At 57.3% G+C, this 25459-nt stretch carries 22 protein-coding genes and 2 pseudogenes; 17 read left to right on the forward strand and 7 right to left on the reverse strand.

Features of this window, described 5'->3' with window-relative positions:
• Positions 1–620: 620 nt before the first annotated feature.
• From N2604_RS07945 to N2604_RS07960, 4 genes and pseudogenes are all read left to right on the forward strand, one after another.
• On the forward strand, positions 621–893 hold the full coding sequence (locus N2604_RS07945) for a transposase (RefSeq protein WP_409241686.1): 273 nt from the start codon (positions 621–623) through the stop codon (positions 891–893).
• Positions 890–1243, forward strand: coding sequence for an IS66 family insertion sequence element accessory protein TnpB (gene tnpB / locus N2604_RS07950; protein WP_148090221.1), 354 nt, complete (start codon positions 890–892; stop codon positions 1241–1243). Before N2604_RS07945 ends, tnpB begins: the two co-directional genes overlap by 4 nt.
• A gap of 243 nt (positions 1244–1486) precedes the next feature.
• A pseudogene (gene tnpC, locus N2604_RS07955) lies at positions 1487–2716 on the forward strand (IS66 family transposase); the annotation flags it as partial.
• A 39-nt stretch (positions 2717–2755) separates the two neighbouring features.
• Positions 2756–2851, forward strand: coding sequence for a hypothetical protein (locus N2604_RS07960; RefSeq protein ID WP_260376181.1), 96 nt, complete (start codon positions 2756–2758; stop codon positions 2849–2851).
• A gap of 32 nt (positions 2852–2883) precedes the next feature.
• On the opposite strand, the gene N2604_RS07965 is transcribed toward N2604_RS07960, so the two are convergent.
• Positions 2884–3333, reverse strand: coding sequence for a LysE family translocator (locus N2604_RS07965; RefSeq protein WP_199752467.1), 450 nt, complete (start codon positions 3331–3333; stop codon positions 2884–2886).
• 277 nt (positions 3334–3610) lie between these two features.
• Here N2604_RS07965 and N2604_RS39395 point away from each other — a divergent pair, with 277 nt between their 5' ends.
• The 8 genes from N2604_RS39395 to N2604_RS08000 all read left to right on the forward strand — a co-directional run bounded on the left by N2604_RS39395 (position 3611) and on the right by N2604_RS08000 (position 12814).
• Positions 3611–3886, forward strand: a complete 276-nt coding sequence (locus N2604_RS39395) for an Lrp/AsnC family transcriptional regulator (protein ID WP_245333203.1) — start codon at positions 3611–3613, stop codon at positions 3884–3886.
• A 35-nt stretch (positions 3887–3921) separates the two neighbouring features.
• Complete coding sequence (locus tag N2604_RS39690; RefSeq protein WP_409241687.1) at positions 3922–4023, forward strand: hypothetical protein; 102 nt, start codon at positions 3922–3924, stop codon at positions 4021–4023.
• Positions 4024–4854: 831 nt separating this feature from the next.
• Positions 4855–7266 (forward strand): 2-aminoethylphosphonate--pyruvate transaminase, encoded by a 2412-nt coding sequence (locus N2604_RS07975; protein WP_245454680.1) that lies wholly within the window; start codon positions 4855–4857, stop codon positions 7264–7266.
• A 31-nt stretch (positions 7267–7297) separates the two neighbouring features.
• A complete protein-coding gene (gene rtxC / locus N2604_RS07980; RefSeq protein ID WP_124163818.1) occupies positions 7298–8356 on the forward strand; it encodes a dhydrorhizobitoxine desaturase in 1059 nt (352 codons plus the stop codon).
• On the forward strand, positions 8353–9171 hold the full coding sequence (locus N2604_RS07985) for a gamma-glutamyl-gamma-aminobutyrate hydrolase family protein (RefSeq protein ID WP_124163817.1): 819 nt from the start codon (positions 8353–8355) through the stop codon (positions 9169–9171). Before rtxC ends, N2604_RS07985 begins: the two co-directional genes overlap by 4 nt.
• Before the next feature lie 12 nt (positions 9172–9183).
• Complete coding sequence (locus N2604_RS07990; protein WP_245454679.1) at positions 9184–10203, forward strand: DMT family transporter; 1020 nt, start codon at positions 9184–9186, stop codon at positions 10201–10203.
• The gene (locus N2604_RS07995; RefSeq protein ID WP_124163816.1) at positions 10200–11486 is read left to right on the forward strand and encodes an ATP-grasp domain-containing protein; all 1287 of its coding nucleotides are present in this window, start codon (positions 10200–10202) and stop codon (positions 11484–11486) included. Before N2604_RS07990 ends, N2604_RS07995 begins: the two co-directional genes overlap by 4 nt.
• Positions 11486–12814: a glutamine synthetase family protein gene (locus tag N2604_RS08000; RefSeq protein WP_124163815.1), complete on the forward strand. Its 1329-nt coding sequence runs from the start codon at positions 11486–11488 to the stop codon at positions 12812–12814. Before N2604_RS07995 ends, N2604_RS08000 begins: the two co-directional genes overlap by 1 nt.
• Before the next feature lie 959 nt (positions 12815–13773).
• On the opposite strand, the gene N2604_RS39695 is transcribed toward N2604_RS08000, so the two are convergent.
• On the reverse strand, positions 13774–13917 hold the full coding sequence (locus N2604_RS39695; protein WP_409241724.1) for a hypothetical protein: 144 nt from the start codon (positions 13915–13917) through the stop codon (positions 13774–13776).
• A 766-nt stretch (positions 13918–14683) separates the two neighbouring features.
• A pseudogene (locus N2604_RS08005) lies at positions 14684–14968 on the reverse strand (alcohol dehydrogenase catalytic domain-containing protein); the annotation flags it as partial.
• Positions 14969–15676: 708 nt separating this feature from the next.
• On the opposite strand from N2604_RS08005, the gene N2604_RS08010 reads away from it, so the two are divergent.
• Positions 15677–16024: a hypothetical protein gene (locus N2604_RS08010; RefSeq protein ID WP_124163891.1), complete on the forward strand. Its 348-nt coding sequence runs from the start codon at positions 15677–15679 to the stop codon at positions 16022–16024.
• Positions 16025–16035: 11 nt separating this feature from the next.
• The gene (locus N2604_RS08015) at positions 16036–16266 is read left to right on the forward strand and encodes a DUF2274 domain-containing protein (protein WP_036030461.1); all 231 of its coding nucleotides are present in this window, start codon (positions 16036–16038) and stop codon (positions 16264–16266) included.
• A gap of 189 nt (positions 16267–16455) precedes the next feature.
• On the opposite strand, the gene N2604_RS08020 is transcribed toward N2604_RS08015, so the two are convergent.
• Both N2604_RS08020 and N2604_RS08025 read right to left on the reverse strand, forming a co-directional pair.
• Complete coding sequence (locus N2604_RS08020) at positions 16456–17361, reverse strand: TauD/TfdA family dioxygenase (RefSeq protein WP_124163892.1); 906 nt, start codon at positions 17359–17361, stop codon at positions 16456–16458.
• Between the two features lie 1623 nt (positions 17362–18984).
• Complete coding sequence (locus N2604_RS08025) at positions 18985–19371, reverse strand: hypothetical protein (protein WP_124163893.1); 387 nt, start codon at positions 19369–19371, stop codon at positions 18985–18987.
• A gap of 128 nt (positions 19372–19499) precedes the next feature.
• Here N2604_RS08025 and N2604_RS08030 point away from each other — a divergent pair, with 128 nt between their 5' ends.
• Complete coding sequence (locus tag N2604_RS08030; protein ID WP_124163894.1) at positions 19500–20210, forward strand: hypothetical protein; 711 nt, start codon at positions 19500–19502, stop codon at positions 20208–20210.
• Positions 20211–20397: 187 nt separating this feature from the next.
• Here the strand turns inward: N2604_RS08030 and N2604_RS08035 are convergent, their stop codons facing one another.
• Complete coding sequence (locus tag N2604_RS08035) at positions 20398–22038, reverse strand: recombinase family protein (RefSeq protein WP_158671996.1); 1641 nt, start codon at positions 22036–22038, stop codon at positions 20398–20400.
• A 1001-nt stretch (positions 22039–23039) separates the two neighbouring features.
• Here N2604_RS08035 and N2604_RS08040 point away from each other — a divergent pair.
• Positions 23040–23399, forward strand: coding sequence for an excisionase (locus N2604_RS08040; protein ID WP_124163896.1), 360 nt, complete (start codon positions 23040–23042; stop codon positions 23397–23399).
• 348 nt (positions 23400–23747) lie between these two features.
• Positions 23748–23954 carry a hypothetical protein gene (locus tag N2604_RS08045; RefSeq protein WP_158671995.1) on the forward strand — a complete coding sequence of 69 codons (207 nt, stop codon included), beginning with the start codon at positions 23748–23750 and terminating at the stop codon, positions 23952–23954.
• 510 nt (positions 23955–24464) lie between these two features.
• Here the strand turns inward: N2604_RS08045 and N2604_RS08050 are convergent.
• Positions 24465–25451 (reverse strand): hypothetical protein, encoded by a 987-nt coding sequence (locus tag N2604_RS08050; RefSeq protein WP_124163897.1) that lies wholly within the window; start codon positions 25449–25451, stop codon positions 24465–24467.
• Positions 25452–25459 lie beyond the last annotated feature (8 nt).

A 25459-nucleotide genomic window follows, 5' to 3' on the forward strand; every position in this document is an offset into this window, starting at 1 on the left:
TCGTAGGCGAACACCGTCGGCGTACGCCCAGTCACCTTCGCGTCGCGAGGCAACGCTGCCGCGAACATTAGCCGTCCTGCGCTACGGAGCTCCGTCCCGTGTTTGCGTCATGCTCCAGTCCGCCTTCCATCCTTGCTTGCCATGAAGGCGGCCATTGAGGCGGCCGAAAAGGAAACGGAGCTCATCGCTGGCCAAGCGACAAAGAATGATCTCTCGATGAGCCGCTCTGGTCAGCCATCGACGTGCTCGACCGCACTGTAGACCGCGTAGAACGCGAGTGCACATCAACGAGCGGGCCCCGGAGGAGTCAAAGCGAGCAGAACGGCTCGGAAGTGACTATCGTCGAACCAGAGTACCTCATGGGCGAGGTACTTGTGCTGGTGATGCGTGGCTCGCCGGCTCGGGCGTTTGAACCGCCGTAAATCACCGTACCTTCACCGTCGCCATGATCGCTCGGTGAGATGTCTCGCGGCGAGCGGCGTGTAGTAGCAAACAATGGATGCTGACGACCTAGCGATCGATTTGAAAGATGGACACGCGCCACTGGACGTGAGCCGCATCGGCATTGGCCGGACGAGATCAAGGCGCAGATCGTTTCGGAGAGCCTTCGGCCCGGAGCGTTGTTGAATCAAGTCGCAGAGCGCTACGGCCTGAATCCGAACCACCTTTCCACCTGGCGGACGAAGGCGCGGCAGGGCAAGCTAGTTCTGCCACCACCCGAGGACGCGGCGGAGTTCGCAGCGGTCAACGTCGAGCCCCCCATTTCGGAGCCGCCGCTCAAGAAAGCCAACCGCCCCGAGATTCTCTTCGGCTCTGTGACGATCCGTCTGGAAGAAGACGCATCTGCCGCCCGGATCGCCTCTATCGCGCTTGCATGCGCAGGTTCCTCATGATCTTTCCATCAAACCGCGTTCGGATCATGGTGGCGACCAAGCCCGTCGATTTCCGCAAGGGTCACGACGGATTAGCGGCGCTGGTAAAGAACGAGCTGCACAAGGAACCGTTCACAGGAACGGTCTTCGTATTCCGATCCCGCAAAGCGGACCGCCTGAAGCTGATCTACTGGGATGGCAGCGGTCTGGTGATGGCCTACAAGCGGCTGGAGGAGCACACGTTCACTTGGCCAGATATTAGGGACGGTCTGATGACCCTTGGGCATGCCGAGTTCGAGGCGCTGTTTGCGGGTCTCGACTGGCGTCAGGTTCGTACCGTTGAGGCAAGAGCACCGACCGCAATCGAATAGGTGCGGCACGATGACTCGGGCGACAAATCCGGGCGGCGAACAGAGGTAGAGTTTGATTAACTTCCGGCATGTTGGACGCCGCCGATTGCCGGACGATATTGCTGCCTTGAAGGCGATGCTGCTCGCAGCTCAAGCGCGTGAAGTCCGCAAGGATGATCGGATCGGACGGCTAGAGAAGCTGGTCGCCGCCTTCAGCAGGCTGCCTTTGGGCGCAAGTCCGAGAAGTCTGATCCCGAGCAATTCGATCTCGCATTGGAAGACCTGGAAACCGCCATAGCGGCCATCCATGCCGAAGATGAAGCCGATAGCCCCTCGGGCAAACCGAGCCGCAAATCTCGCGCCGCCAATCGTGGCTCTCTTCCCGCCCACCTTCCTCGTGTCGAAGAGATCATCCAGCCGGAGAGCTTGATCTGCAACTGTGGCGGTGGCCTGCATTGCATAGGGGAGGACGTATCCGAGCGGCTGGATGTCATCCCTGCGCAGTTCCGTGTCATCGTTACTCATCGTCCAAAATACGCCTGCCGTGCCTGTACCGACGGCGTAGCGCAGGCTCCAGCACCTGCACGATTGATCCATGCAGGACTGCCGACCGAGGCGACCATCGCGCATGTGCTGGTGTCCAAGTATGCCGATCATCTGCCGCTCTACCGCCAGGCCCAGATCATGAGCCGCCAGGGGATTGATCTCGACCGCTCAACACTCGCCGACTGGGTTGGTCGGGCAGCTTTCGAACTGCGTCCGGTTTTCGATGCCTTGCTTGCGGACCTGAAGCGGTCAACGAAGCTCTTCATGGACGAGACCCGTGCGCCGGTGCTTGATCCAGGTTCTCGTAAAACGAAGACATGATACTTCTGGGCGCTGGCCCGTGATGATCGACCGTGGGACGGAGGTGCGCCGCCGGGGGTAGCCTTCACCTATGCACCCGGTCGCGGCGGGCTACAAGCCGAGCGGATATTGCGACGATTTACGGGCATCCTTCAGGTAAATGGTTATGCCGGACATAATCGGCTGATCGCGCCGGATCGTGTTGGGCCGAACATCCAACTTGCCTATTGTTGGGCGCATGCTCGTCGTAAACTGGTCGAGATCACTCGCACCGGATCAGCGCCGATTGCCGACGAAGGCTTGAAGCGGATTGGTGAACTCTATCATCGAGGCAGAACTGCGCGGTTCCGCACAAGCTCGACTCGCCGGGCGGCAGGAACGATCAGCGCCGCTAATCGCGGACATGAGGGTTTGGCTGACGCATCATCGCGCCCGTGTCGCGGGCAAGTCGCCGCTCGGCGAGGTGCGTTGGCCTATATCGCCAAATACTGGGATGGCCTTTGCGTCTTCCTGACTGACGGCCGGATCGAGATCGACAACAATACGGTTGAGCGCACCATCAGGCCGATTGCGTTGAACCGGAAGAATGCCCTCTTCGCCCGACACGATGCAGGAGCGGAGAACTGGGCGACGATCGCCTCACTCATCGAAACGTGCAAACTCAATGCCGTCGATCCGTTCGCCTACCTGTCCTCCACACTCACCGCCATCGTAAACGGGCACAGGCAGATGCATATCGACGTGCTGATGCCGTGGAACTATTCGCGGCGGACAAATGGCTAACGTTTGCAGGAATGCCCTGATCGAACGAGCAGTCACCTGCTGAACTGTGATAGCTGTTCGACAATAAGCACGATTGCGATAGTGATCATCGCGACACCGGAAGCTTGTGCGACCAGCCGAGCAATGCGTGGTCTGGTTCGAAGGACAGCACGTGAAGTGGCCGACACTGCTGTGTAAATCACGGCACAATTGGTTATGTGAACTACGCCCAGCAAGGCGATTTGTTCCGATATCGGCCACGTAGACAGACGACTGGTGAACTGCGGTAGGATGGCCAGGAAGAGCAGCAGCGCTTTAGGGTTGATGCCGCTGATACCAAAGCCGCGCGTCAGCCACTGATACCAACTTCCTGTCTGCTGTTGGCCTGCTTCCGGAAGGGGCGGGCTCCGTGAAACCGCAAGCCCAAGATAGAACAAGTAGGCCGCGCCGATCAGTGTAAGCCCAGTTAGGACAGACGGCACGCTGGCGACGATGGCTCCCACCCCCGGCTACTACTGTCGTGATTGCTACGTACCCCAGCAACATTCCAGTCACGGCAGGCACTATCGCACGAGTCCTTCATGCCTGCCGATATCGCGTAAGCCCAATCGGCTCCTGGTGTCAGGACAAGTGACAGCGACAAAGCCCAAAAGGCGGCGACCAAACCGATTTCCATCTCATGCACCTCTGATTGCGAGATGCGGATTTTTACGGCGTCGCTGGCGAAATGTGCTCCCAATTTATTGCAATGAACGAGCGATATGAGGCATATTCTCTCGCATGGACGCAATTGACCGCAAGATACTTGCTATTCTTCAGCGCGAAGGCCGCATTTCTGCTGCCGACTTAGCGGAGCGCGTCGGTTTAAGCCTTTCGCCATGCCATCGTCGGTTGAGAGCGCTGGAAGAAGCCGGAGTGATAACGGATTACAGAGCCTCCGTAGAGCCATCGAAGCTGGGCCTTGGGTTTGCGGCTATTGTTTATGCGACTCTTCGCGAGGGGAGCAGAGAAAACGTGTTGGCGTTCGAGAAGGCGCTGCTCGGGGTGCCGAGATAGTCCAAGCCCAGCGACTCTTCGGTGAGCCTGATTACATGCTTCACGTCGTCAGCAAGGACCTAGCTACATTCCAAAGACTGTACGACGACAGCCTTCTCGCCCTGCCACACGTTTGCGCCTCAATTCGACGTTGGTGATGAAAAGTGTAATCCCGAGCCGACCATTCCCGATCTGATCTCAGGTGGGAGGAAAACACCGCTTACGATTCAACCGCGATGTGAATCCTCTGTCTTCTGCTGCTTACGTCAGCTTGTCGCCGCCAAATGGGAGTACGTCAGAAAAATTTACGTGAGAAAATGCCCGGAGAGGGTTGAACCGCCCGTAACGTCAAGTTGTACGATCTCCGAAATGGACAGTCATCAGCGTCCCAGATCCTCCAACTAGCGACGGAGTGCAAATGTATCAAGTCCAAAGCAACGCATTAGACTCCCGCTGCGAACCACGATCATCGAGTGTGTCAGGCATTGATAATCCGGGCACGTCGACTCCTGGCTGCATCGCCTTGCTAGCGTAAAGCGTGCCTGACCGGACAGGCTCACACATAAATCGACGGCCGATTGGCGCTTCATGGCTGCAAGAGGGCGACCGCGCTCAAGCTTGCACATACGTGACAGTGGAGGAGAGCGTACGTCGGCGCCAGTTGCGCCGACTGCTTAGTGCCAAAGGCTATTTGGGAGGTCTGAAGGGCGTCAATGAGGAGCTTTGTGAAACATCGCTCTCGCATCCGCGATGAGATATGGAGGTTGTCATCCGACAGCCTTTTCGGGCGCGCCGACGCGAAACGCGTCCGCGATACATGTCGCTTCATTCGAAGCTGTTGATGAGGAATGGGACGCGCGCCACGGCGCTCCCTGGTGTGCGTACTCCAGGTCATCGACCAATACAATGTTAGGAGGAATGGTTTGACAAGACAGCGGTCTTTGCTGACGCCTGGTCCATTATCGTTATCGCTGGCGGTCAGGAGCCAGATGCAGCTTGATCTAGCGTCTCGCGATGACGAGTTCAAGGAGGTGACCGCCTGCATGAGGCGGCTGATGCTCGACTTGCTGGGAAACGCTGAGGAATATTCGGTGGTGCCTATTCAAGGAGGTGGCTCCTTTGCAATGGAGGCGGCCCTCTCTTCATTTGTGTCCCGAGCCCACAGGCCGCTCGTTTGCGTAAACGGCATCTATGGCGAGCGCATTCTACAAATTTTGCGGTTGTGGGGTGTCGAAGCACTGAAGCTTGTCAAGCGCGCGACCGATCCGTTGGATCCGGAAGAGATCGGCGAGTATCTGAGCCGAAATCCCGGCGTTACGCACCTGTGTTTCGTGCATTGTGAGACGACAACCGGAATCGTCAATCCGCTGCACGAGATCGTGGAGGTGGCGAGGCGACGTGGCGTAAAGACCATCATCGATGCGATGAGTTCCTTCGGCGCCCTCAATATCGATCTGAGCCAGCGTGGACCTGACGTACTGGTCACATCGAGCAACAAGTGCATAGAAGGGCCGCCGGGAGTAGCGTTTGTCACCGCCTCGCGCGAGCTACTGGAGAATGCGACTCAAGAACCGAGATCGTTTGTGCTCGATGTGAGAGATCAATGGCGCTCGCTCGAGCGCACGGGTGAGTGGCGGTCGACCCCTCCAACCCACGTCGTTCAGGCAACGGCAATGGCTTTGAAGATTCTGCACGAGGAAGGCATCGATGCCAGGCGCTTCAGGTACGAGAAGGTCAGAGACGACCTCATCAAGGAACTCGAAGGGATAGTGGCTCCGCTGTTGTCCCCCGAGTTGCAGTCACCGGTCTGTGTTGCGTTCAGTGCGCCGCCCGGAATAGTGGACCAGCCAGGGTTCGATGGGCTGTATCGCCACTTGGCGGCCCACAATCTTTACGTCTACTCGAAGCTGCATCTTGCGACGCGGAGCTTTCGGGTCGGTTGCATTGGGGAAATCCAATCCAGCTGGATTGAGAAATTGGGATGCGCCTTTCGTACATATTTCCGCTCCGGTCCGGCTCGGTCAGCAAGGCCGGCGTCGGGCCAAGAGGCATATGGGGCGCGCGTAAAGATGCCGGCTCAAGCAGCTGGGGAGCGGCAGCTGCGGCTTTCCGCCGAGACTGCTGTTCTGCATGCGGGCTATCGACGCGACCCGGTGACAAAAGCCGTCGCAGTGCCGATTTACCAGAATACAGCTTATGAACTCGATGGCGATCTAAATCACATCGCTGACGTCTACAACGTCAAGGCGGATGGGTTCACCTACACGAGGATTATCAATCCGACGACCCGCGCGCTGGAGAAGCGCTACGCGGCCGTCGACATGGGCAGCGACTCGCTCGCCGTTGCGTCAGGTCAAGCGGCGACGTTCCTTGCGATCATCAACCTTTCAAGTGGCCAAGTAGGGGACAATATCGTTGCCTCTCCGTATCTATATGGCAATACCTGGAACCTGCTCCACAACACCTTAAAGCGTTTGGGAATCAGCGTGAGGACAGCGGATCCCCGGAGGCCTGAGACGTTCGAACGGGCCATTGATGATCGCACGATTTGCCTGTTCGGAGAGGTAATTTCGAACCCCTGTCTGATTCCGCTCCCCGTCAAACAGCTGGCGGAAATCGGCCGAAGGTACGGCGTGCCTCTGGTCGTAGACAATACGACGACGCCGCTGGTATGTCGGCCGTCAGACCTGGGCGCTGCAGTTACGACGTACTCTGCAACAAAATATATATCCGGTCATGGCACGACGCTCGGCGGACTAATCGTTGACAGCGGCAAATTTAGCTATCGGGGAGCCTCCCGCTTTCCCTTGTTCAACGGTCCCGACGAAGCGCATGGCGGAATTGTCTGGCACAACGCTGTGCGCGATGTCGATGATCTAGGAAAGAGCGAGTTTCTCCTCAAGGCTCGCATGACCTGGTTGCGTGATACGGGTGCAGCCATCGCCCCGTTTGCGAGCTTTCAACTGATCCAAGGGCTTGAAACGCTGCCGCTTCGCATGAAGCAGCACTGCGCGAATGCCAGGATCGTCGCCGGCGTTCTAAAGGAGCATCCTAAAGTGCGTCGCGTCTTCTACCCGGGGCTCTTTGAGGGCGCTGATCGGGAAGTCGTCGATCAGACACTCAACACCGCATACGGACATGGGGCGATGGTCATGTTCGAAGTGGAAGACGAAATGGCCGGGCGCAAGTTCATCCAGAACGTTGACTTGATGTATCACGTTTCCAATGTGGGAGATGCCCGCACGCTCGTGACTCATCCTGTCTCGACGACCCACACCACTGTCCCGCGGGAAAAGCGCGAAGCCGCCGGCATATTTGGGGGCTCAATCCGGCTTTGTGTCGGCATCGAAGATGTTAACGACATCTTGCGCGATCTGGACAAGGCGCTTTCCGCAATCTGACAACCTGCAAGGCGATCAGGAAGAGGCTCTCATGAATCAGGCAGACGCTTGGAAACTGAGGTCATCACGCTATGAGGCCGTTCAATTCAGTCGGGAGATCAATAAGCAGCTTTCGGAGCTAAGGCCGGACAACATCACGGGGGCTGCCTACATTGCGAAAGATTACGCTGTCATCACAGCGTGCACGCTTGCGACCGTGTCTGTCTCGTGGTGGTTCTACCCGCTGGCCGTTCTCCTGATCGGTGCCTATCAACGCGGATTGACAACCATCGCTCACGATGCGGCTCACCGCACGCTCGCGAAGAATACGACCTGGAATTATGTCCTGGGCATTCTGTTCGCTTCCTATCCCTTGTTCCAACGCCACTGGGCCTACCGGATCTCACATGTCTACTTGCATCATCCCTATCTCGGCGACCCGGACAAGGATCCCGACCTGAAGTTTTTCCTGGCCAGCGGCGTCTACGATGTGCAGCCTCCAGAGAGATACGCTTTCAACATCATTTGGAAGCCGATCTTCGGCGGCGCGACAGTAGCGTATCTGAAGTATCTTTGGACTAATCGATTTTCGATCGAAGAGACCGAAGATCAGAGCCGCTCAGGCATACTTGTCGACAGGTATGGCTTCTATCTGTTCTGGTTCAGCATCCTGGCCGGGTCATATGCTCTTGGTCTGCTCCATATCGTCGTCCTGTTTTGGATCGTGCCCTATCTCACCACGTTTCAGGTCCTCGGCTGGTTTATCGAACTCGCTGAGCACTCACCCATGTGCGAAACAGAGACGCAGAACGTCTATCTCACCAGGAATCGGAAAGGAAGCTTCCTCGAACGAGCCATCCTGGGACAGAATCTGGATGAGTACCACCTTGAGCATCACCTTTCACCCGGCATCCCGTTTTGGCTGTTGCGCAAGGCTCAGAAAATCCGAATGCAGGATCCGAACTACGCGAAGGTCGCCGCCACCTGGGGCGGGCTCTTTGTCAAGGGACCTCAAGGTCAGCCTAGCGTCATAACTCAGTTGAAAGAGCGAAATCGACGGCTGTATGAGCAGTCCGTTGCCGGTGTTCGCACGCGAGGCAAGGTGGCGTGAGGTTGCAACAGCCCGAGCCCACCCAAGCCGTTGTCGGCGTCACTTCGAACCGTCTTCTGGTCGATGGTGTGCATCGCGACTGGTTACGGCGCAAGTACGTGCAGGCACTCCATCGGCATGCGGGAGTGGCTTGCGTCGTATTGCCGACCGTCGACGCGGAAGATGCCGGGGACGAAGTCGCCCCGGCCATCATGCGCCGGCTCGACGGCCTGGTCTTGACAGGCGATGAATCGAACGTGGACCCCGCAGTCCTGTCAGCGCCCGCGTCCTTTGCGGATCCTGATCGGCAGGATGTTGAGCCTGGGATCCTTGACCGTCCCCGGGACAGGCTCTCTGCCGTGGCCATAGAGAGCGCCATCGCCCTCGGAATGCCTATTCTGGGTATCTGCCGTGGGCTTCAGGAACTCAACGTCTATTTCGGCGGAACACTCCGCCCATCGCTTGCGGAGTGGAGCCGAGAAAGCGGCGCCATGCATGCCGAGAAGCCAGATCGTCCCAGGGACCGTCAATACGATGCCGCGCACCCCGTCAGGATATCATCCGATGGCGCACTCTTTCCAATCGCGCGGATGATCGAAACGCAAGTCAACTCGCTGCACAATCAAGGCATCGAGGCGCTTGCCCCAGCGCTGAGGAGCGAGGCGTGGGCGCCTGACGGTCTGGTCGAGGCAGCTTCAGTGATTGGCGCTCCGACGCTGCAAATCGGTGTGCAATGGCACCCCGAATGGCACGTCTCAACCGACCTCCTCAGCAAGCAACTGTTCAAAGCATTTGGAGAGGCGTGTGTTGGGTACTGCCGAACTAAGAAGGGCTAGAGGCAGATCGTGATGTTGCAAACGAAACGTGGCTCGCGCGAGCCGAAAGGGCCGTCCTCCGAAACCGACGCGCGCGCCTGGGCTTCCGAGAGCTCCGCCCGGCTTCGCGGGCACAAAAAGGGTGGACGATTGACGAGCGGCTTCGCTCTAGGAGTGTTCTTTGTGGCGCTTTATGTCGTTCTGAGCGCGGCAGGCGAGGTTTATGCGGCATCGTATTTTCAGCAAGCCGATGTGTTCGTGGCGCTCCTGCTGTCGTTCGCTGTGGTTTGTCTGACGTTCAACTTCTTGGCGCGCCACGAGGGAGGCGAAGCAAGAGCCGGAAAATGGTCGCTCCTGGTCTTCGTTGCACTCAACGTCGTGACGGCGATCAGCTGGATCGGACTATTTATAGGACTGAAATACGCTGAACCTGCGATCGTGGTCGCTTTCATGGTGGCGTTGGGGCCCGCCGCAACAGTGTGGTTAAACGCCCTGATCAGGCGCAGGGGCGCCCCGCCAACATCCGATATTGTCGTGAGCGCCGCGATTGCGACGATCGGGACTTACATGATTTGGATCTCGGCCAGCGGCAATGCGGGCGTGGAGTGGGGGGCCCGATCGTCCTTTGGCATCGTCTTGGCCATCGTGGCCGGCCTATCGCTCGCCCTCACAAATATACTTGTCAAGGTGCTGTTCGACCGTGGGTTTTCCGGCCGACAGGTCCTGGCGCATCGCTTTTATGGAACCATTCTCTTGCTGCTGGGGCTGGTCGATCATTCATCTATCGTGCCCGAGATCTCGCAGCATTGGTTTGCGATCGCAGCAATTGGGCTGTCGACGATCGTTTTGCCTTTGCTGTTGATTCAGGAGGGCATTCGCCGCGTAGAGCCCTTCACCGTCAACATGGTCCTGTCCACCGCCCCCATCGTCACCTTCCTGTTCCAGTACTTCGATTCTCGCATCGTGCCTTCGTCACATACGTTCGTTGGAAATGTCCTCATTACGGCTATCGCTGTCAGCAACATCTACTTGCAGTATCGGAGATCCGCATGAAAGAACGTAAATGTGTAGTCGTGGACGCATACTCTACGGGTCGCTACCTTCCCGAAGAATTCAAGCGCTATGGAATTGGGACCGTGCATGTGATGTCGGCCGCACAGATTCCACCTATATTCCAAGCGCATTTCAATGAGGATCTGTACGATGAGGTCATTCGCCCCGGCGAGCGCATGGAGTATGATGACATCGTTGAATATCATCTTCAGGCGCTCCATGGCAGAGAAGTCGAGTTCGTTATCGCCGGCTGCGAGTCTGGAGTTGAACTCGCCGATTCGTTGTCAGAGCGGCTGGGCTTACCTTCAAACGGGACCGCTCTATCGGCTGCTCGGCGTGACAAAGCGCGATTGTCTTGCGCGCTGACCTATGCCGGTGTGCGATCGATCAGACAAGTCGTGTCGGACAATGCTGTAGAGATCGCAAGCTGGAGGCGCGAAGCGAACTTCGACGAGATCGTGATCAAACCTCTGAATAGTACGGGCACCGAGGATGTATTCTTTTGCTCGACAGATTCCGATATTCAGCGTGCTCTAAGCGCGATTGTCGGGAAGACGAACCGTGTCGGAGCATTGAATCGTTTTGCTCTCGGACAGGAAAAAATAAACGGTCAACAATACACAGTAAACGCCATCTCGATCCACGGAGATGCCTTCGTTACGGAGGCCTGGACCTATGACACCGTTCCTATCGAGGGGGCATCATCGGTCTGCTCACTCGAGAGATTGTTGGACGGCAGCGAACCAATCGTTCAGGAGCTCTCCGACTACCTGAAACGTGCGTTGCAGGCACTTCAGATCCTCGAGGGACCGGCTCATGCCGAGATTATTGTCGATCATCGGGGGCCCGTTCTGGTGGACTTCGGGGCGAGGCTTCAAGGGACTATGTCGGCAAAAGCACGAACGATGGCGTTGGGGCATAACCATATCACACTGACCGCTTGGCGCTACGCAGATCCCGAGGGCTTTGGTGAGTACATGAGGATGCGCGGGCCGTACAAGCGGAACGCGCACGCACTCTGTGTCTCCCTGATCTCCGACAGGGGCGGCGTCGTTGCCGGCTACCCGGGACTCCAAGCAATCCGCAAACTCCCGAGCTTTGCGGATGCCATCGCATTCGTTCCAATGGGTGAAGAGCTGGTTCCGACCATCGATTTGGCGTCGACACCAGGCATCGTCTATCTCGTGAATAGCGACATGAATCAGCTTAATGATGACTATCACAAGTTGCGAGCAATGCGAATGGATCAGGTGTTCGAATTGGTGGCGCGGGATAGCCAGTGATGGCAACTGAAGCAACCTTGACCGGAGCGAATCCAGCCCGCGCGGCGATGATCGGCGTAAGCGACTTCGACGGTGTGCTGCGAGGCAAACACCTCTTAGGTGAAGATCTCTCTGGTCAAGACAAAGTCATCAAGTTCTCTGAAGCAGTGCTGGCGTGGGATTGTTCGGATCGGGTCATTCCGATCAGTTTCACGCAGCAGCCGTTATCAGCATTTGGGGATGCTGATCTGCGTATTCTGTCTGCCACCGGCCGTTCGGTGTCTGACGTCGGCAATCAATATCTCTACCTTGCCGAGTTCACAGGCGCACATGAGAACATCTGCCCGCGGGGTGTTCTGCGTAAAGTCCTGAGAAGGGCTGCTGACCTCGGATACAGATGCGCTGTCGGGTTCGAGTTTGAATTCATGTTGTTCAAGGAGAACGCCGATACAATTGAGGATAAGCCGTTCAGCGAATGGGTTCCTTTAACACGGGGCCCGTTCGGCTACTCGATTATGCGCTCCGTTGCTCAACATGAGCTGTTCGATGAGATCTTGGCGCTTTGTGAGAAAGCTAGAATACCTCTCAGCGGACTGCACTTCGAAACCGGACCGGGCGTGGTCGAAGCGTCACTTCGTCATTGTGATGCGTTGGAAGCGGCCGATCGAGCAACCATATTCAAATCGATGATAAAGGCCTGGGCGCAAAGGCGAGGCATGATGGCTACATTTATGGCCAAGGTTTCCGAGGATTGGCCGGGCCAGTCCGGCCATATTCACATTTCGATGTCCTCGGATGGTCAGAATGCGTTTCACGACAGCAATGCGGTCGGCAACTTCTCAAAGCTTATGAGGCAATTCATCGCCGGACAATTAAACTACATGAACGAGTTTTGTGTGCTCGCTGCGCCGAACTTCAATAGCTACAAGAGGTTTGTGCCTGGCTGCTGGGCACCAATCTGTCCAAGCTGGGGAGTTGACAACCGCTCCTGCGCGGTTCGCGCTATCTCGGGAGAGCCATCCGTCCATCGTCTGGAATATCGGCTGGCTGGCGCAGACGTGAACCCCTATCTTGCGCTCGCATGTGCCATTGGTTCCGGAATATTGGGAGTCGAGACAGGTGTGGCACTACCCGCGTCGATCGCCGGCGATGCAAGCGTGGAAATGACTGCGAGACTACCTCAAGGCCTATCAGAGGCAACTTCTCGTTTTGCACAGTCAGCAGCAGCGAACGAGGTTTTCGGCGAAAGGTTTGTTGAAGCATTTTCTTGCTCGCGCCGTTGGGAATGGGACGCCGTTCAAAATCGAGTGACCGACTTTGAACGTCGGAGATACTTCGAGATCATCTAGCTTGTGTTGACAGTTCTATGCCTCATTCCTCTCGCAGCCATGTGAAGGGCGCGTCTCTCGTTAAGAACCGTGGGGAGCTGATGAGATCTGCTGCCAACTGCTCTGTGGCCGCAATTGCGATTGCTTCGGTGCGACGCAGGTAAGATGTGCTCGATTTTTTCAAGAAGGAAGGCAAAAGGGGAATATTTGTCCAGTGGGGCGAAGCCGAAGAGCAGGACGCGCCCCGCGCGGCGCTCTGAATTCCCTGCCGGCGAAGAGGGGCCAATCACTTTTGGTCCTGGATTCATGAGAGCGAGAAATGCTGCGCAGTCTATTTCGCGAAGCGTAAAGGATTGTCCCTCAAGCGCCGCATGAGGGTATCGCGCAGAACCGCCCCTGCATATCTTGGGATGCGCGCGTACAAAGGCTGCAACAATGATCTTGCCTTTATCGGCTTCGAACGGGTGAGCGCATCACGCGAAAGGCCAAAGAACTTTAGGGAAGGCCGTAAGAAAGTACTCCTCCGGTGAGGGCCCCCGGTGAGGCCACCTTCGCTGGATAGCCGATTTGCGATCAAGCAGCGTGAGTGACGCACGCGCGCTAGGACCGGACCGTCGTAGAACGCGATCTCTCCGGTGAGTTGAAGGGTCGTCTCGCCCCTGTCCTTCTGATTGATCGCCTTGAGCGACGTCTCCGCGGCTGTCCTGATGGGTGCCGTCGAGCTTGAGGAAAATCGTACCAAGCTAGCCAAGTCTTAAAAACATGGCAGAGCTTGCTCTTGGCGGTGCAGTTGAATCCAAATGAGCGGGTCGCCACTAAAAGTAGCCGAGCTGGGATCAACAGCGCGCTACATTGCTCCGCCCCAGAAAGATGTGACGGGCCCACCGTCAGGCAGTGCCACAAGACTAGCGGTTCGACCACACCGTCAATGTCAATCAGTGCCGTCTTCGGTTTTGACGGGCTCTACAGGAGAGTACGCTTTAATAGACAAATGAGAAAAAATCGGCCGCTGAAATACACCCGCGATCGGACGTAGATGAGTGCGGCTGAAACATCGTCTCATCCTGCCTAATCTCGCCGTCGACCCAGCAGACTCCACTCGTCAGACGCTGCATCCGGGTAATGCAGCGTAGGAGTGTGGTCTTGCCGCACCCTGGAGGACGGACAAATTCCCGTGAGTCCCTTGCGTGAACGCTGAATCGAAACCAGCGAACAGTTGCGGGAGATCAGCTGAACGGCGACTGCGATATAACCCAGCTCTGCTCCCTCACGTGCCCGCACCTGGGCCGTTTACTTCTACAAAAATAACGACAAGAACAGTCAGAAAGGCGACAATCAGAACCCCGCCGAGGATAGCTGTATTGCTTGAGCGCGGCGTCTCTGCAGCTAGGAGATTAAAACGCGGGGCGGCAGGATTGCACATCCCGTACGTCACAAGGGGGCGTTAAGCCTCTCAGCGCCATCGAGGATATTGACTGTCGGGCGTTGGGGCGTGCGGATCATACATATAAGGCTGGGTTCCAGCCCCGCGGAATTGCCAGGCAGCTTGACCGGCCGGAAGTTGTCCGCCGGTTGACCGGGTGCGGCTAGCGTCGTTTAGCTGTCGTAGGGGCCGCCATTCCTGAAGCTTGGTGGCACCTCTCGGGGACCATTCTGCTTGAATGTCGCCACAGCTTTGACGCTCGAAGGACTTGCGCCAGCGGCAGCACTCGTTGCGTCTGAAAGTTCAGGTGCAAGCAGCATCAAAGTCAAGTGGAACAAGATAAATCGGATCAGCCTCATTAGAATTGAGATAGTCGCTGCGGCCTGCGTTCTTTGCGCCAGCTCCTGCTCGTTATCCAGCAATTTACGTGCCTTCAGAAATGCGGTCCGGGTGGCCTAGGCCAGACCGTGCATTGCGATTACATGGCTTTCTCCCGTCACACGCTGGCCGCATGCAAGGCCTTGAACGGCCGAGCCGAGATCAACTCTTTCGCCCGCGAACTCGTGGCCCACCACCATGGGCACAGGCACCGTTTTACGAGCCCACTCGTCCCAGCGGAAAATATGAATATCCGTACCGCAAATCCCGGTCTTCTTGACCCTGATCAAGAGATTAGTCGGTCCGATCATGGGCACGGGTTCGTCGCGTAGACAGAGTCCGGGCTCAGACTTAGCCTTGACGAGCGCCTTCATGTTAGAAACCTTACGCTTTAATTGATGCAGAGCACTGCGATCGCGCGCGTTTGCGTAGGCATCAGTGGCGATGGCGCAATTGCTTGCGGCGATGCGAGCGGAGGCAGCGAATTCCATACCAACGTCCGGTGGAATCGCTAAGCGCCCTCTGCAATCGCCCGCGAGGTGGCTTCACGTCTTCGGGAATCGCCTGCCGTAAGATTTTTGACACGGTATGGGCCGAGCGTTCCTGTGGCCGCGAAGGCTCGGAGAGATTCGTAGGGATCGCCGGCTTCGGGGGCTTTTCTGCCCGGCCAGCGATCCGCCCAGCTCAACAGGATCATCCCGCGGCGCGGCTCCCGCACCTCACCGGCAGTTCGCGGGGCTCCGGGGCGGCAGGACAGCGAAGGATCGTTGAAAGCCTCCCGGGGTAAATGCCGAGCGTCGGAAGAGTGAACCATCTCACTCAACGTTGTGCGGATATTTACCTTCGGGTGGCTGTTGCGCATCAGCCAGCTCGGGCTAGCGCTTTCGCAACCGCTAGCTCCCCGACATCAACCGCGTCCCGTCCTGTCGCGAAGACGACATTCCACTCCAAGAAGCAAGACGAGCCGCACAATTCTTTGGCCTGGCTTTTGCTACCGCAGGTTTTTTGGCCACGCGGTCGGTGCATTCAAAGCGCTAGATCGGTAGGGCCACAGTTCGGCACTGGCAGCGCAAGGAGGCACTATGCAATCCGGCGATGGGGATGCACCATCGATCAAGACTATCGATCTTCAGGACCACTCGAGAGTCCTTGCGATCCTAACAACCGCATTCACGATGTGTCCTTTGTTGAGGTGGCTGTACCCTGAACCGCGGGAGTACCTGCAGCATTTTAACGGGCTTCTTAAGCATCACTGCGGCAGTCCATATTCGAGCGGCGCATACCTTAGCGAGGGCGACAAGGGAGCCATCTTATGGGACACAGCTGGCGAAAAGCGCGACAACACCAGCATGATGGAATTCCTTCTAAAGAGCATTCCTGCGCACCGTCGTTCCGAAACCGAAAGACTTTTTGAAACGTTCGGTAAATAGAGGGTAACAAAATGCCAAAACTCAAAATAGGAGAGCTTCCGGACGACAAGCCGGTCAAAGTAAGTGCGGAGCTGCCTGCGGCGGTGCATCGTGATCTCATTGCATATGCAGAAGCGCTTACGCGTCAGGGTGGTCAAGTGGTCGATCCGACTAAACTCATCGCCCCCATGTTGGCGCGCTTTATGGCCACTGATCGAGGATTTTCTAAGCTGAAACGTGAAGCCGCTGGCGAAGGACAGTGATGCTCCAGTTTCCTCGAAGCCGTCGGTCGACGCTAAATAGTTTGCACGCATCAAGCTAGGCGCTGCCGAGTTGGCCTTAAGAGCTGAGATATCGGGTCGGAAAGTGTGTTTTCGCGTTTACCCTAAACAACTCCGATTGCCAGATTTTCTCGATTTTCAGACGCGAGAGCGCTGGGCGTCGTCGCGCAGTCATTCGGTCACCTTCAGGCGCGTTACACTGCTCCGGCCATCGACGCTGACGGGCACCTCACCCTCGATCGTGGCCCGACGTACGACGCGATGCTGGTCCCCGTAATCGTTGACCGCGTAATGCTGCGTTGCGCGGTTATCCCATATCGCAATATCCCCCTCTAACCAGTTCCAGCGCACAGTGTTTTCGGGCGCGGTGATGTGAGACTGAAACAGGTCGAACAGCTTTTGTCCGTCGTATTTGGGGACATCAACAAACTGCTTCACCAAGGCGCCGAGCACTAGCGTCCGCTCGCCTGTTTCGGGGTGGACGCGTACGACGGGATGCTCCGTCTCAAAAACCGCTTTGGTGAACACCTCGTCAAAGTGCTTCTTGTCGACCTCGCGGAGACGCGCGATCCCAGCGTAATCGAAAACGTTGCTGTGAACGGCCCATAGGCCCTCGGCGAGCCGTTGTAGTGGCGACGGCAAACCAAGATAAGCGGCAGCTGTGTTAGACCACACGGTGTCGCCTCCGAACGTTGGCATTACCACGGCCCGCAGGACCAAGATCTTGGGATAGGCGTCGGCAAAGGTCCCATCCGCATGCCAAACGTCGGCGCGACCGCCACCGCGAGTGGAGTCCAGTTCGAGGAGCGACGCCCCCTTGGTAGCGCCGAGTATCGGATGTGGCACTAGCTTTCCCAGACGAGCGGAAAAGCGCTCCTGCTCGGCGTCATTGAGATGTCCTTGATTGCGGAAGAAGATCACCTTGTGCTCTAGCAATAAGCTGTTGATCGCAGCTATCGCGTGATCCGGTAGATCGCCTGATAGCTTGATATTTTTGACTTCGGCACCGATGCGCGCTGCACGTTTCACAATATCCGCGCTCGGAATGACGCCACCGATCAAAGTCATTGCGCTGATCTCGCTTTTCCAGGCCCTGGCAGGTCTCCCCCACCCCCTTGGAGCGAATGATCTTCAGCAAGCATCGTGCCAATCGAAAGACCAGCATGTCCTCGACAGTAGGCGCTGAACGAGTCGTGGTCTTTGCCGCGAGTCATCGAACGCCATCGTGCCATATCAACGTGTTCGAGAGTATTTGCTGGTCTACATGCCTCGGATGGTCATAGCGGGTATGTCCGCATTGTGAATCAGCTGACCGTTCCTCAAGGGTGAGATGCGAGTGAAGCGTGAGCATTTGCTGCTTTATGGTTCTGTTTCTTGATAGATTTGTTTTAGGCAATGGCCATGCCAGGCGACGCTGGGCAAGCCACAACGCCGAATGGGCTTTTTGAGAGTTCGCGTACTATGCCCACTGTACTCGACCTGACATGGGATTTGGGCCTCTGTCAGAATACCGACAACTCTCCACATCCTTTAGTAAGCTCAAGCTGACTGTTCCATTGGCAGACTCGCGAGTTAGTTGACGGCCCGAGTTAATCTCCCTAATTGCCGTTGGAGCCTGTGAGAGTTGCAGATGTAAGATCGCTCTCTGTCGAGCGGCGCTCTTGGCGGCAGTTATGCACATTATCGTCTCGGTCCTGAAGTAGGATAAAAGCTGCAATTTCCTGGTCCTGTGCCAGTTTGCTCGCCGCTAGACCGGTGGAGAAGAATGCGATCAGGCACGGGGGGTGGCTCATCTTGCGCTTGCCTTCCACAATGTGATCGCGACGAAATCCGCGGGAGCATCGCTGACCGCCCACGGCATCGCACGTCACGTCTCATGGAGATTCGTCAGCCGCGTCACGATCTGAAGCAGGCGATTCAGACTCTCGAAGAATTCAATCGGCCCATGGGCGTGGACCGCGATGTAAATTCCCTGTCGGCACCATATGTTCGGCTTGTGGCTTGCTGGGAGCAGGATGGCGTCTCGCAAGCCTCTGCGCCAGTAAAGATCGCCAGAGCGGTCCGATTGGGCAATGCGCGATTGCGGATTGCTAAGTTCACTTCGCCGGCGGCTTGCCCAGCGTCTCTGTCTCCTGGACAATAGACCGAGCCGCCGCCATGGCGCGGAACGTCGTGGCACCGGCGGCGGTAGGGCTGGTCTACAGCGGCTCGTGCGGTCGTTTGTTCCGCAATGTCCGGAAGTATCCCAATTTCCAGGAAACGGATGCTTTCTCGCGCACTTAAGCGCTGATAGCGGAACGACCGTGCAGCTTTTCGTGAGGCTATGGGCACGGCCCCCTTGGCACACTGGGCCCAAAGCTACCTCACTTGCTCGCCAGTTCTCTTGATCCTTCTCAAGCGATGCCCTTCTGCAGCAGTAGAGCAGGCGCGCCTGCCGCGCTGCGCTGGCAAAGGCGTTCGTGGTCGACGATTCTAAGACGGATCAGCTTCGGGCAAGGCCAGGAAACTGAAATCGCATCCATCTTCCAGGGATCCGGCGAGTACCGTGGTTCAAGAGCCGCCCCTCCTCATTGCCTCGATGCTGGCTCGGGCGAGCCCCCAATCGTCAGACTTCAGAAGGGCAACTTCCACATGAAATAGAGAAGCGCAGCGATTGCCACCCAGAAAAGTATGCCGCGGAAGATGAAAGCGAGCGCCATTTTAATCGCCATCTTGCCCAAGCCGCTGCGCCATGGCGATTCCATCGATCGCGTCTGCCAGCCCTTCCAAGAAAGTCCGATACCACGCGTCATCGTCGGGAAGGTCCCACTCTCGTAGGCTGCCGACGTAACGCGTCAGAGCAATCACGCCCGCGATCGTGGTTGGCGTTGAACGGATGAGCACGTTCCCATGCTCCGCGAGAGCATGGTTCCTTTGACAGCTAATTTCGTCGGCGGCATCAAACTCGGGCCCCGAATCGAGCTTCGCCGATACGGACAGGGCCGCATCGTAATGCGCCAACAGCTCGCGATGACGCTCGATCACTACGAAGATTAGATCCCGATCGGCTGCAGCAGTCGACTGGGGGGAAATTTCCTGCAATGGCAATGTTGGCCCCAAGTAAGTAGCAGGCCTACGTTAGCATCGTGGCCATGAGGATAACCAGCGTAGAGGGCCTTCATCTGCGGTATTTCTGCTCGATCGGCTTGACATTCAGACGAGGTCACCGGCTCCATTTGGAGGTCGAGAAGTTTCGCGGACGACTGCGCGAGCCTTACTCGCCGGAAAACGACTCCGCTCTAGCTGTTCCCGATGTAAAGCTGCATATTTTGCCCATATCAGAAGTTATTATCTCGCACTGGATGCGCTTGCATACGCGTCCGCATTCCAAGGGGCGGGCGAAAATGAGGTTGATTGCAATAGTTGCCGGTCTGTTGCTGCTCGGCGCGATCAGGCAAGCAGACGCGCGCGGGGGCATGGAGGGCGCGTCAGCTACGGAGGCGGACATCACACTACCGGTCATGGGGGCAGCTATTTGGGCGGATCCGGCTCATCACACCGTGGCGGAACTTATGTCAATTCGAGAACTGGCAACCGTTACGCCACTCATCGATAAGGAATGGCATATGCTTCCGAGATCAAGCCAATTGATTGTGAGATTTGGCCATGCGACGTCCCAGCCACCGCGATCCGGATGCGCCACGCGTCCGATCGTCGGAGGAATATCCATCGGGCAGTCGTCCGCCACCGCCGCTGACGATGTTCTGACGGTCGAGGATTCTGACAATCGCGGTCGGCATGTTCTGGAGAGATATCCGAAGGCCGTCAGAAGTAAGCGGCGCTTCTTGAAACAAGTTGGCGCTCCGCGCCAGCCGGCAACAGATGCGCTCGCTCTACCGTTGCCGTCGCTTCTGCTCCCGCTTTCGGCTGACGGCTGGCGAACTTGACCAGACCACAAGTTCCCTGGGCCGCCTAGCACCCGCTTGCCGAAAAGTAGTTTGGCAAAGATGGTCGGAGAAGCGAACGGCATGCTCCGAAACAGCGAACCGCGGCAGGAGTGAAGGCGCGTGAAATCTGGACAAGATTCAAAAGATTATGAAGCACTGCTTTGCGGGGTTTTGTGCCTGCGTCTGATCAGCGGCGCGCGCCGGCGTTCTTGGTGTTGAGCTGCTTTGGTCTCGATCGCTTCTCATGTGATGCTGGCGCAGAACGGTCTTTTCGTGTCACTAGCTTGGCGATAGCTCGAACCAAAGCGTCAGGGGTATCGAAGCGAGCGATTCCACGGCGAACGCGAGCCCTCTCAGAAAAGTTTATGGTTCGTTTTACTTTCCCGTCGACCGACAGCAGTACGTAATCGAGCACTGACTCGTTATGCTCAGACAGCCTGATGGCGGCAATCCAGCCCTGAGGCAGGCGTGCCCTGCGTTTGATCGACCAGTACATTGCTCGATTTTGCCTTCCGCAGCAGAGGGCTGATCGAATTGAGATGTTGACCGATCCACGCACGCGCAAGTAATCGGTCCTGTTGCTAGAGGTGATGCGGCAACCAGCTTTCCTGATGGCCATGGCGATGTGAGAGCCGAGCTTGGCCTCTTCCTCCGCCCAGCGCGGGCGCGACTCAAGAAATGCATAGTTTCGCTTGGGAGTGTAGCCGATTAACCGATACACGTTCATCATGCTGCCGAAGTGAGTTTGATAGGTGGAAGCGCAGGGAAGGCCGACCGTGCTGGCAATGATGGCAGAGCTCAGGCGTCCTTCCTTGAGTAGCGTTTTGCGTAGACGGGCAAGCATCTCCTCTTCAGTTAGATCGACACGCCGTTCCTCAATGATCTTGTTTACTTTCAGGAAGACTTCGCGTTCGATGATCGGCTCGATACATCTCTCGCTGGTGATCCAAAGCTCGGGAGGATTGTAGGTGCAGTGCTGCCGCAACTTACGTGATCGGCGGTTGAAGGTCAGGTTCCCAATGTAGTTCTCGTTTCTAAGCACCGTGTTAACCGCTGCGCGCGTCCACCGAACTCCCGTGCTCGTGAGTATGGGCCGCCGGTTTAGCTCCCGGGCGATAGTCGCTTCGGACTTTACCTGCAGAAAGCGCTCGAAGATCCACTTCACCACGGCGACTTCCTCGGGAATGCCGGGTCGCACTCGGACGTGGTCAGTCATGAGGTACTTTTGGTCACCATTCTTCAGCACGCCTCGCGATCGCTGGCTCTGATCGACAAGTTCTCGCAAGAGAGCATAGCCAGGGCGACCGCCGAGCTTGAAGCCAAGTCGGGCGAACCGGCACTGCGCAGCGTGAACCTTTGCCGAAAGCTCACGACTGTACTCGGCTGCCATTACGCGCTTGATGTTTTTGATGATGCTGGAGAGCACGCTGCCGTCATTGTCAAACTGCTCAGCACAATACACGATGTTAATGCCTGCCTGTTTGCATACAAATTCGTAATACGCGCTCTCATCGACGTCCTGAAAGCGGCCCCACCGGCTTACGTCATAGACCAGAATATGACCGAAATCCGCTTCTCCTGTTTGGACATCCTTGATCAGCTGTATAAGGCCGGCCCTGTTCTTGATGAGCAGGCCGCTCTCTCCCTCGTCGCGATAGGTTCGTACAATGGTCAGGCTATGGGCGTGCGCGTATGCCGCAATCACAGCAGCCTGATTCTGAATCGAGTATTGCTGCCTTTGTGTCGACATGCGTACATATTGTGCCGCTCTCATGCCGAGCCGCGATGGTACCGGATGAGCCTTATAGATCTCGAGCGCGTTGGCCATCATCCTCGCTCCCGAAAGTTACACCACTAAATTGGACATCTATACGACAGTTGCAGCAAGGATTACATCAATTGAAGAAAATAGCGCCGCCATCGCGGCCCGTGTCGACGCAAGGGCGACCACCTCTCTTCGCAGCTCGCGTGCCAAGGAGCTTGTTCAGGAGGCATATACAACGCCTAGCGGCGGAGGGCGCGATGGGTCCAAAAGTAACTTGTCTTCGGTGCCGCGTATATTTAGCGCATTAAGGGGTCTTATACTAAGGCTGTATCAATCCCTCTCTGTAATCCGCAATAGGTGGGAAGTGCGTGTCTCGATCGCCGCTCGGATAGGGTTGAATGCGCTGGGGCCAATGCCTGCTTTCTTTCAACTCTACTAGAAAATCACCGGCTGCTCCTCTGATCAGCCTCGTCTATTCTGGATGGAACTTACGAGTAGACGCCTCACACCGCGCGTTGCAGGTGCGAGTGTTGGTCATATTCGGTCGCGCCAGCTCGGGTCGAAGCGTGGATCATCGAGGGCGCGACCAAGTAAGAAAGCATTTCGGCGCACGCCTCACGACGCTGAGACTGAGATTGAGGGCGAGCCTGGGCGACAAACGATGGCATTGGTTTATGAGCGGTGAGGAGGCGGAAACCACACATTCCGCCGCGTCATCGCGATACAGGCGGGCCGCCTGCTCGACCAAATGACGATATGTTCGTCAGGCAAACGACGCTTCTTTTCGGCAGAGCCTTCCATATGTCGACGCGCTGAATTCGAGTGCCGGAACCTGGTCCCGCCGTACGAGCGGCCTGCAGCCTCCTGCCATGAGTAGTCGAATGGGAAAGACCCATTCCCACCGGAGCAGGTAATCGATGCTTAGTGCGCCTAACTGGCAACGCGACTCTCGCTGATCCCGTCCAGGTACTTGCAGATTGCGCGATTGTGACGGCTTCATTTCGAGGCAGTCGTTTGCAAGGGCTCGCCACACCGCACACGGTTTACAGGTCCGAAAAGCGTCGATGCTGAATCGAGCGCAACCTGAAATGTCGCCTGACACGCCGCTTCGCCTTGCTGATGCCGTGAAGATCGCATTTCCTTTCGGAGGAATGACGGTTGCCGGTCTACGCCGTGAGCGCGATCGCAACCGGTTGGTTATCGACAAGATTGCCAGCAAAGAATTTACAACGCTGGCTCATATCGAACGGATGCGAGAGTTATGCTGCGAAGACGCAAGAGAGCCAGACTTCAGGCCAAAAGCGCCCGCCGAAACAGGAGCGGACAGATCAGCCACCAGGCAACCTGAATTATTAGAGACAACGGACGGGATGTCGGCACAGGCTGCGCTGCAGATGAGATTGCGGCCGCAGAGGAAGAGCTAAGGGCTACATAACCTCCAACCACACCCCGATCGTGGTCGCGACACCGAGATGGGTGTCGGAGCCGCCGATTGCTACCGAACGGCGGTGACGTCGGACGGAGGCGGACTACAGCTCAATGGCACGAATATTACGCGACTGGCACCCTGTACGCCGATCACTTGATCGTAGCGGCTGACCAGAGCGGCAAGCGGATCGCCGTACTTGTCGATACCAAGCAGCCCGGCGTCAGCATCCAGGGCGATGGGATGGCTCCGGCCAGAGACTTACGGCGAGCGGTACAGTTGATTTCGGGAATGCGATCCCCGAGGACCGGATATGGAACGGAAGGCCGGGTCTTTGGAACGGCCTATGTTCAGCTGGTCCTGCTTGATCCTCGCCGGAATTGCGCGGCGCGCCGGTAGCGACAGGACGGAGTGGATTAAGGCGCGAACCCGTACCTTTACCCACGCGGTTGCCGACCTGCCGCGGAACGATCCGTTGGTGCAACAGGTTATCGGCAGGCTTTTCGGCGCGGCCTTTGGTGCGCGAGCAGCACTCTCGCCTGTTCTGCGCTGAATCGGCTGCTTGGGTGGGCCGTTCGTATGATTGCGCCAAGTGCCGGGCGTGCTTGCATGTTGGACGGCAATTGCCGGTCCCTTCATGCGCATTCATGTCTCCGATCCTTTCACAAAACAAGTGATCTCAGATGCCGGCGTACGCGATAAGAATGTTCCAGTCAGCCGCGGAAGTCGCAGTATTCAGTGCAGGGTGGCTATGCTGATGCCAAACTTCCGTGGTGATTGAATGGGCTTCTGCGCGGCGAGGAATGATAAGCTTGCACCAACACTGCAAAAAACTATGCGTTCGCCGCGGAACAAAGGAAGCTGCTTATCTCGGCGCCAGTTAAGATGGTGGCAGCTTCTCCGATCCGGGCCGTGCGCCATTGCGAATTGCCCTTCGCAAGAGGGTAAGAGCGGGGCGGGGCCCAATAGGCTCATGCGCTGGATTGGATGAAATATCGTAGGTCTGGTCGGTGTGGGGAAAGGCGGTAGCGCTCCCCCGCTACCAGGTGTGCTCGACTACTATTTAGGGCTTAAGGCTATCGCGCTTCTTGCTCGGTGCCGAGTAGCGCTTGCGGACGCGCGCGACTTCGGTGGGGTCGGGCGTCGGGACAGGAAACCTGCCGTCCGCCTCGCGCGGGCGTGCGTAGTGTCTGGTCGCGGTTTCGTCGCTGGCGTGGCCCAACAACGCCGCCACGATCGCAAGTCCGAGCTCCTTCTCCTCCGGCGTGCGAGCGGGAGCCACGTAGATCGCTTTCCATCTCGCCGCCGCGGCGTGCCGGGCTGACGAAAGGGTGGGGCGGCGCTTCCGCGTCGGGAAGAGCTGCTTCGTGACCCGACGCATCAGCGATCTCAGCGTTGAAATGAGAGTCTCATAGTGTCCATTGCAGGCCGCTTCGCGAGCCGCGAAGATCCATGCTTTCGTCTGGTCGACAAGTTCTTCAGGGAGCCAAGCCCAGCGTAACACGCGCGTTTCGCCGTGAGCCCGGCCATTTCCGGACTTGCCGTTCGCGAACTCCAGTTCCCATGCGTAGTCGGGATCGCTGGAGGGGCGGAGTTTGGCGCTTGGCCACTCCTCCAGTCTAGCACCGGTCAGCGATCCAGCGGTCAGACAGTCTACCAGGATACCAGCATTCGGGCTCGTGGTGGCCAGTGCACCGTGGCAGATGCGATCCAAATCGTCGTCGAGGCGCTTCAACTTCTGCTGAGAGGTGCGCAACAGTCCATCGTCGGACCTTTCGCGCGATTCGACATCCTCCAGGAGGGCAATCGCCGCGCGCATTTCCGGTACCAAGCTCGGCTGATCCTCCGCAACCTCGTTCATCATGAAGCGGAGGGCAGCGCGATTTTGGCGGAAGCTCGACGGGGCAAGCTCGGCGCGGCGGTCGACGAGGCTTTGGGCGAGTTCCCTCGGCGACAGCCGGCGTCCTGCTTTCTTGGCGCCCGCCGTCGCTATCTGCTTTGCACGGTTGCGGTATGAAATTTTGGTTTTCTCGGTCCGGGTGGTCATCATGCACCTCA

This window comes from Bradyrhizobium sp. CB1015, from assembly GCF_025200925.1.
In the GTDB taxonomy this organism is placed as follows: Bacteria; Pseudomonadota; Alphaproteobacteria; order Rhizobiales; family Xanthobacteraceae; genus Bradyrhizobium.

Coding starts and splice junctions, on each gene's coding strand:
- N2604_RS39690 (WP_409241687.1), top strand. CDS start 3,922: ATGCTTCACGTCGTCAGCAAGGACCTAGCTACATTCCAAAGACTGTAC.
- N2604_RS08045 (WP_158671995.1), top strand. CDS start 23,748: ATGTTCAGCTGGTCCTGCTTGATCCTCGCCGGAATTGCGCGGCGCGCC.
- N2604_RS07990 (WP_245454679.1), top strand. CDS start 9,184: ATGTTGCAAACGAAACGTGGCTCGCGCGAGCCGAAAGGGCCGTCCTCC.
- N2604_RS08035 (WP_158671996.1), bottom strand. CDS start 22,038: ATGGCCAACGCGCTCGAGATCTATAAGGCTCATCCGGTACCATCGCGG.
- N2604_RS08000 (WP_124163815.1), top strand. CDS start 11,486: ATGGCAACTGAAGCAACCTTGACCGGAGCGAATCCAGCCCGCGCGGCG.
- N2604_RS07975 (WP_245454680.1), top strand. CDS start 4,855: ATGCAGCTTGATCTAGCGTCTCGCGATGACGAGTTCAAGGAGGTGACC.
- N2604_RS08010 (WP_124163891.1), top strand. CDS start 15,677: ATGCAATCCGGCGATGGGGATGCACCATCGATCAAGACTATCGATCTT.
- N2604_RS07995 (WP_124163816.1), top strand. CDS start 10,200: ATGAAAGAACGTAAATGTGTAGTCGTGGACGCATACTCTACGGGTCGC.
- N2604_RS08040 (WP_124163896.1), top strand. CDS start 23,040: ATGCTGAATCGAGCGCAACCTGAAATGTCGCCTGACACGCCGCTTCGC.
- N2604_RS08015 (WP_036030461.1), top strand. CDS start 16,036: ATGCCAAAACTCAAAATAGGAGAGCTTCCGGACGACAAGCCGGTCAAA.
- N2604_RS08050 (WP_124163897.1), bottom strand. CDS start 25,451: ATGATGACCACCCGGACCGAGAAAACCAAAATTTCATACCGCAACCGT.
- rtxC (WP_124163818.1), top strand. CDS start 7,298: ATGAATCAGGCAGACGCTTGGAAACTGAGGTCATCACGCTATGAGGCC.
- tnpB (WP_148090221.1), top strand. CDS start 890: ATGATCTTTCCATCAAACCGCGTTCGGATCATGGTGGCGACCAAGCCC.
- N2604_RS39395 (WP_245333203.1), top strand. CDS start 3,611: ATGGACGCAATTGACCGCAAGATACTTGCTATTCTTCAGCGCGAAGGC.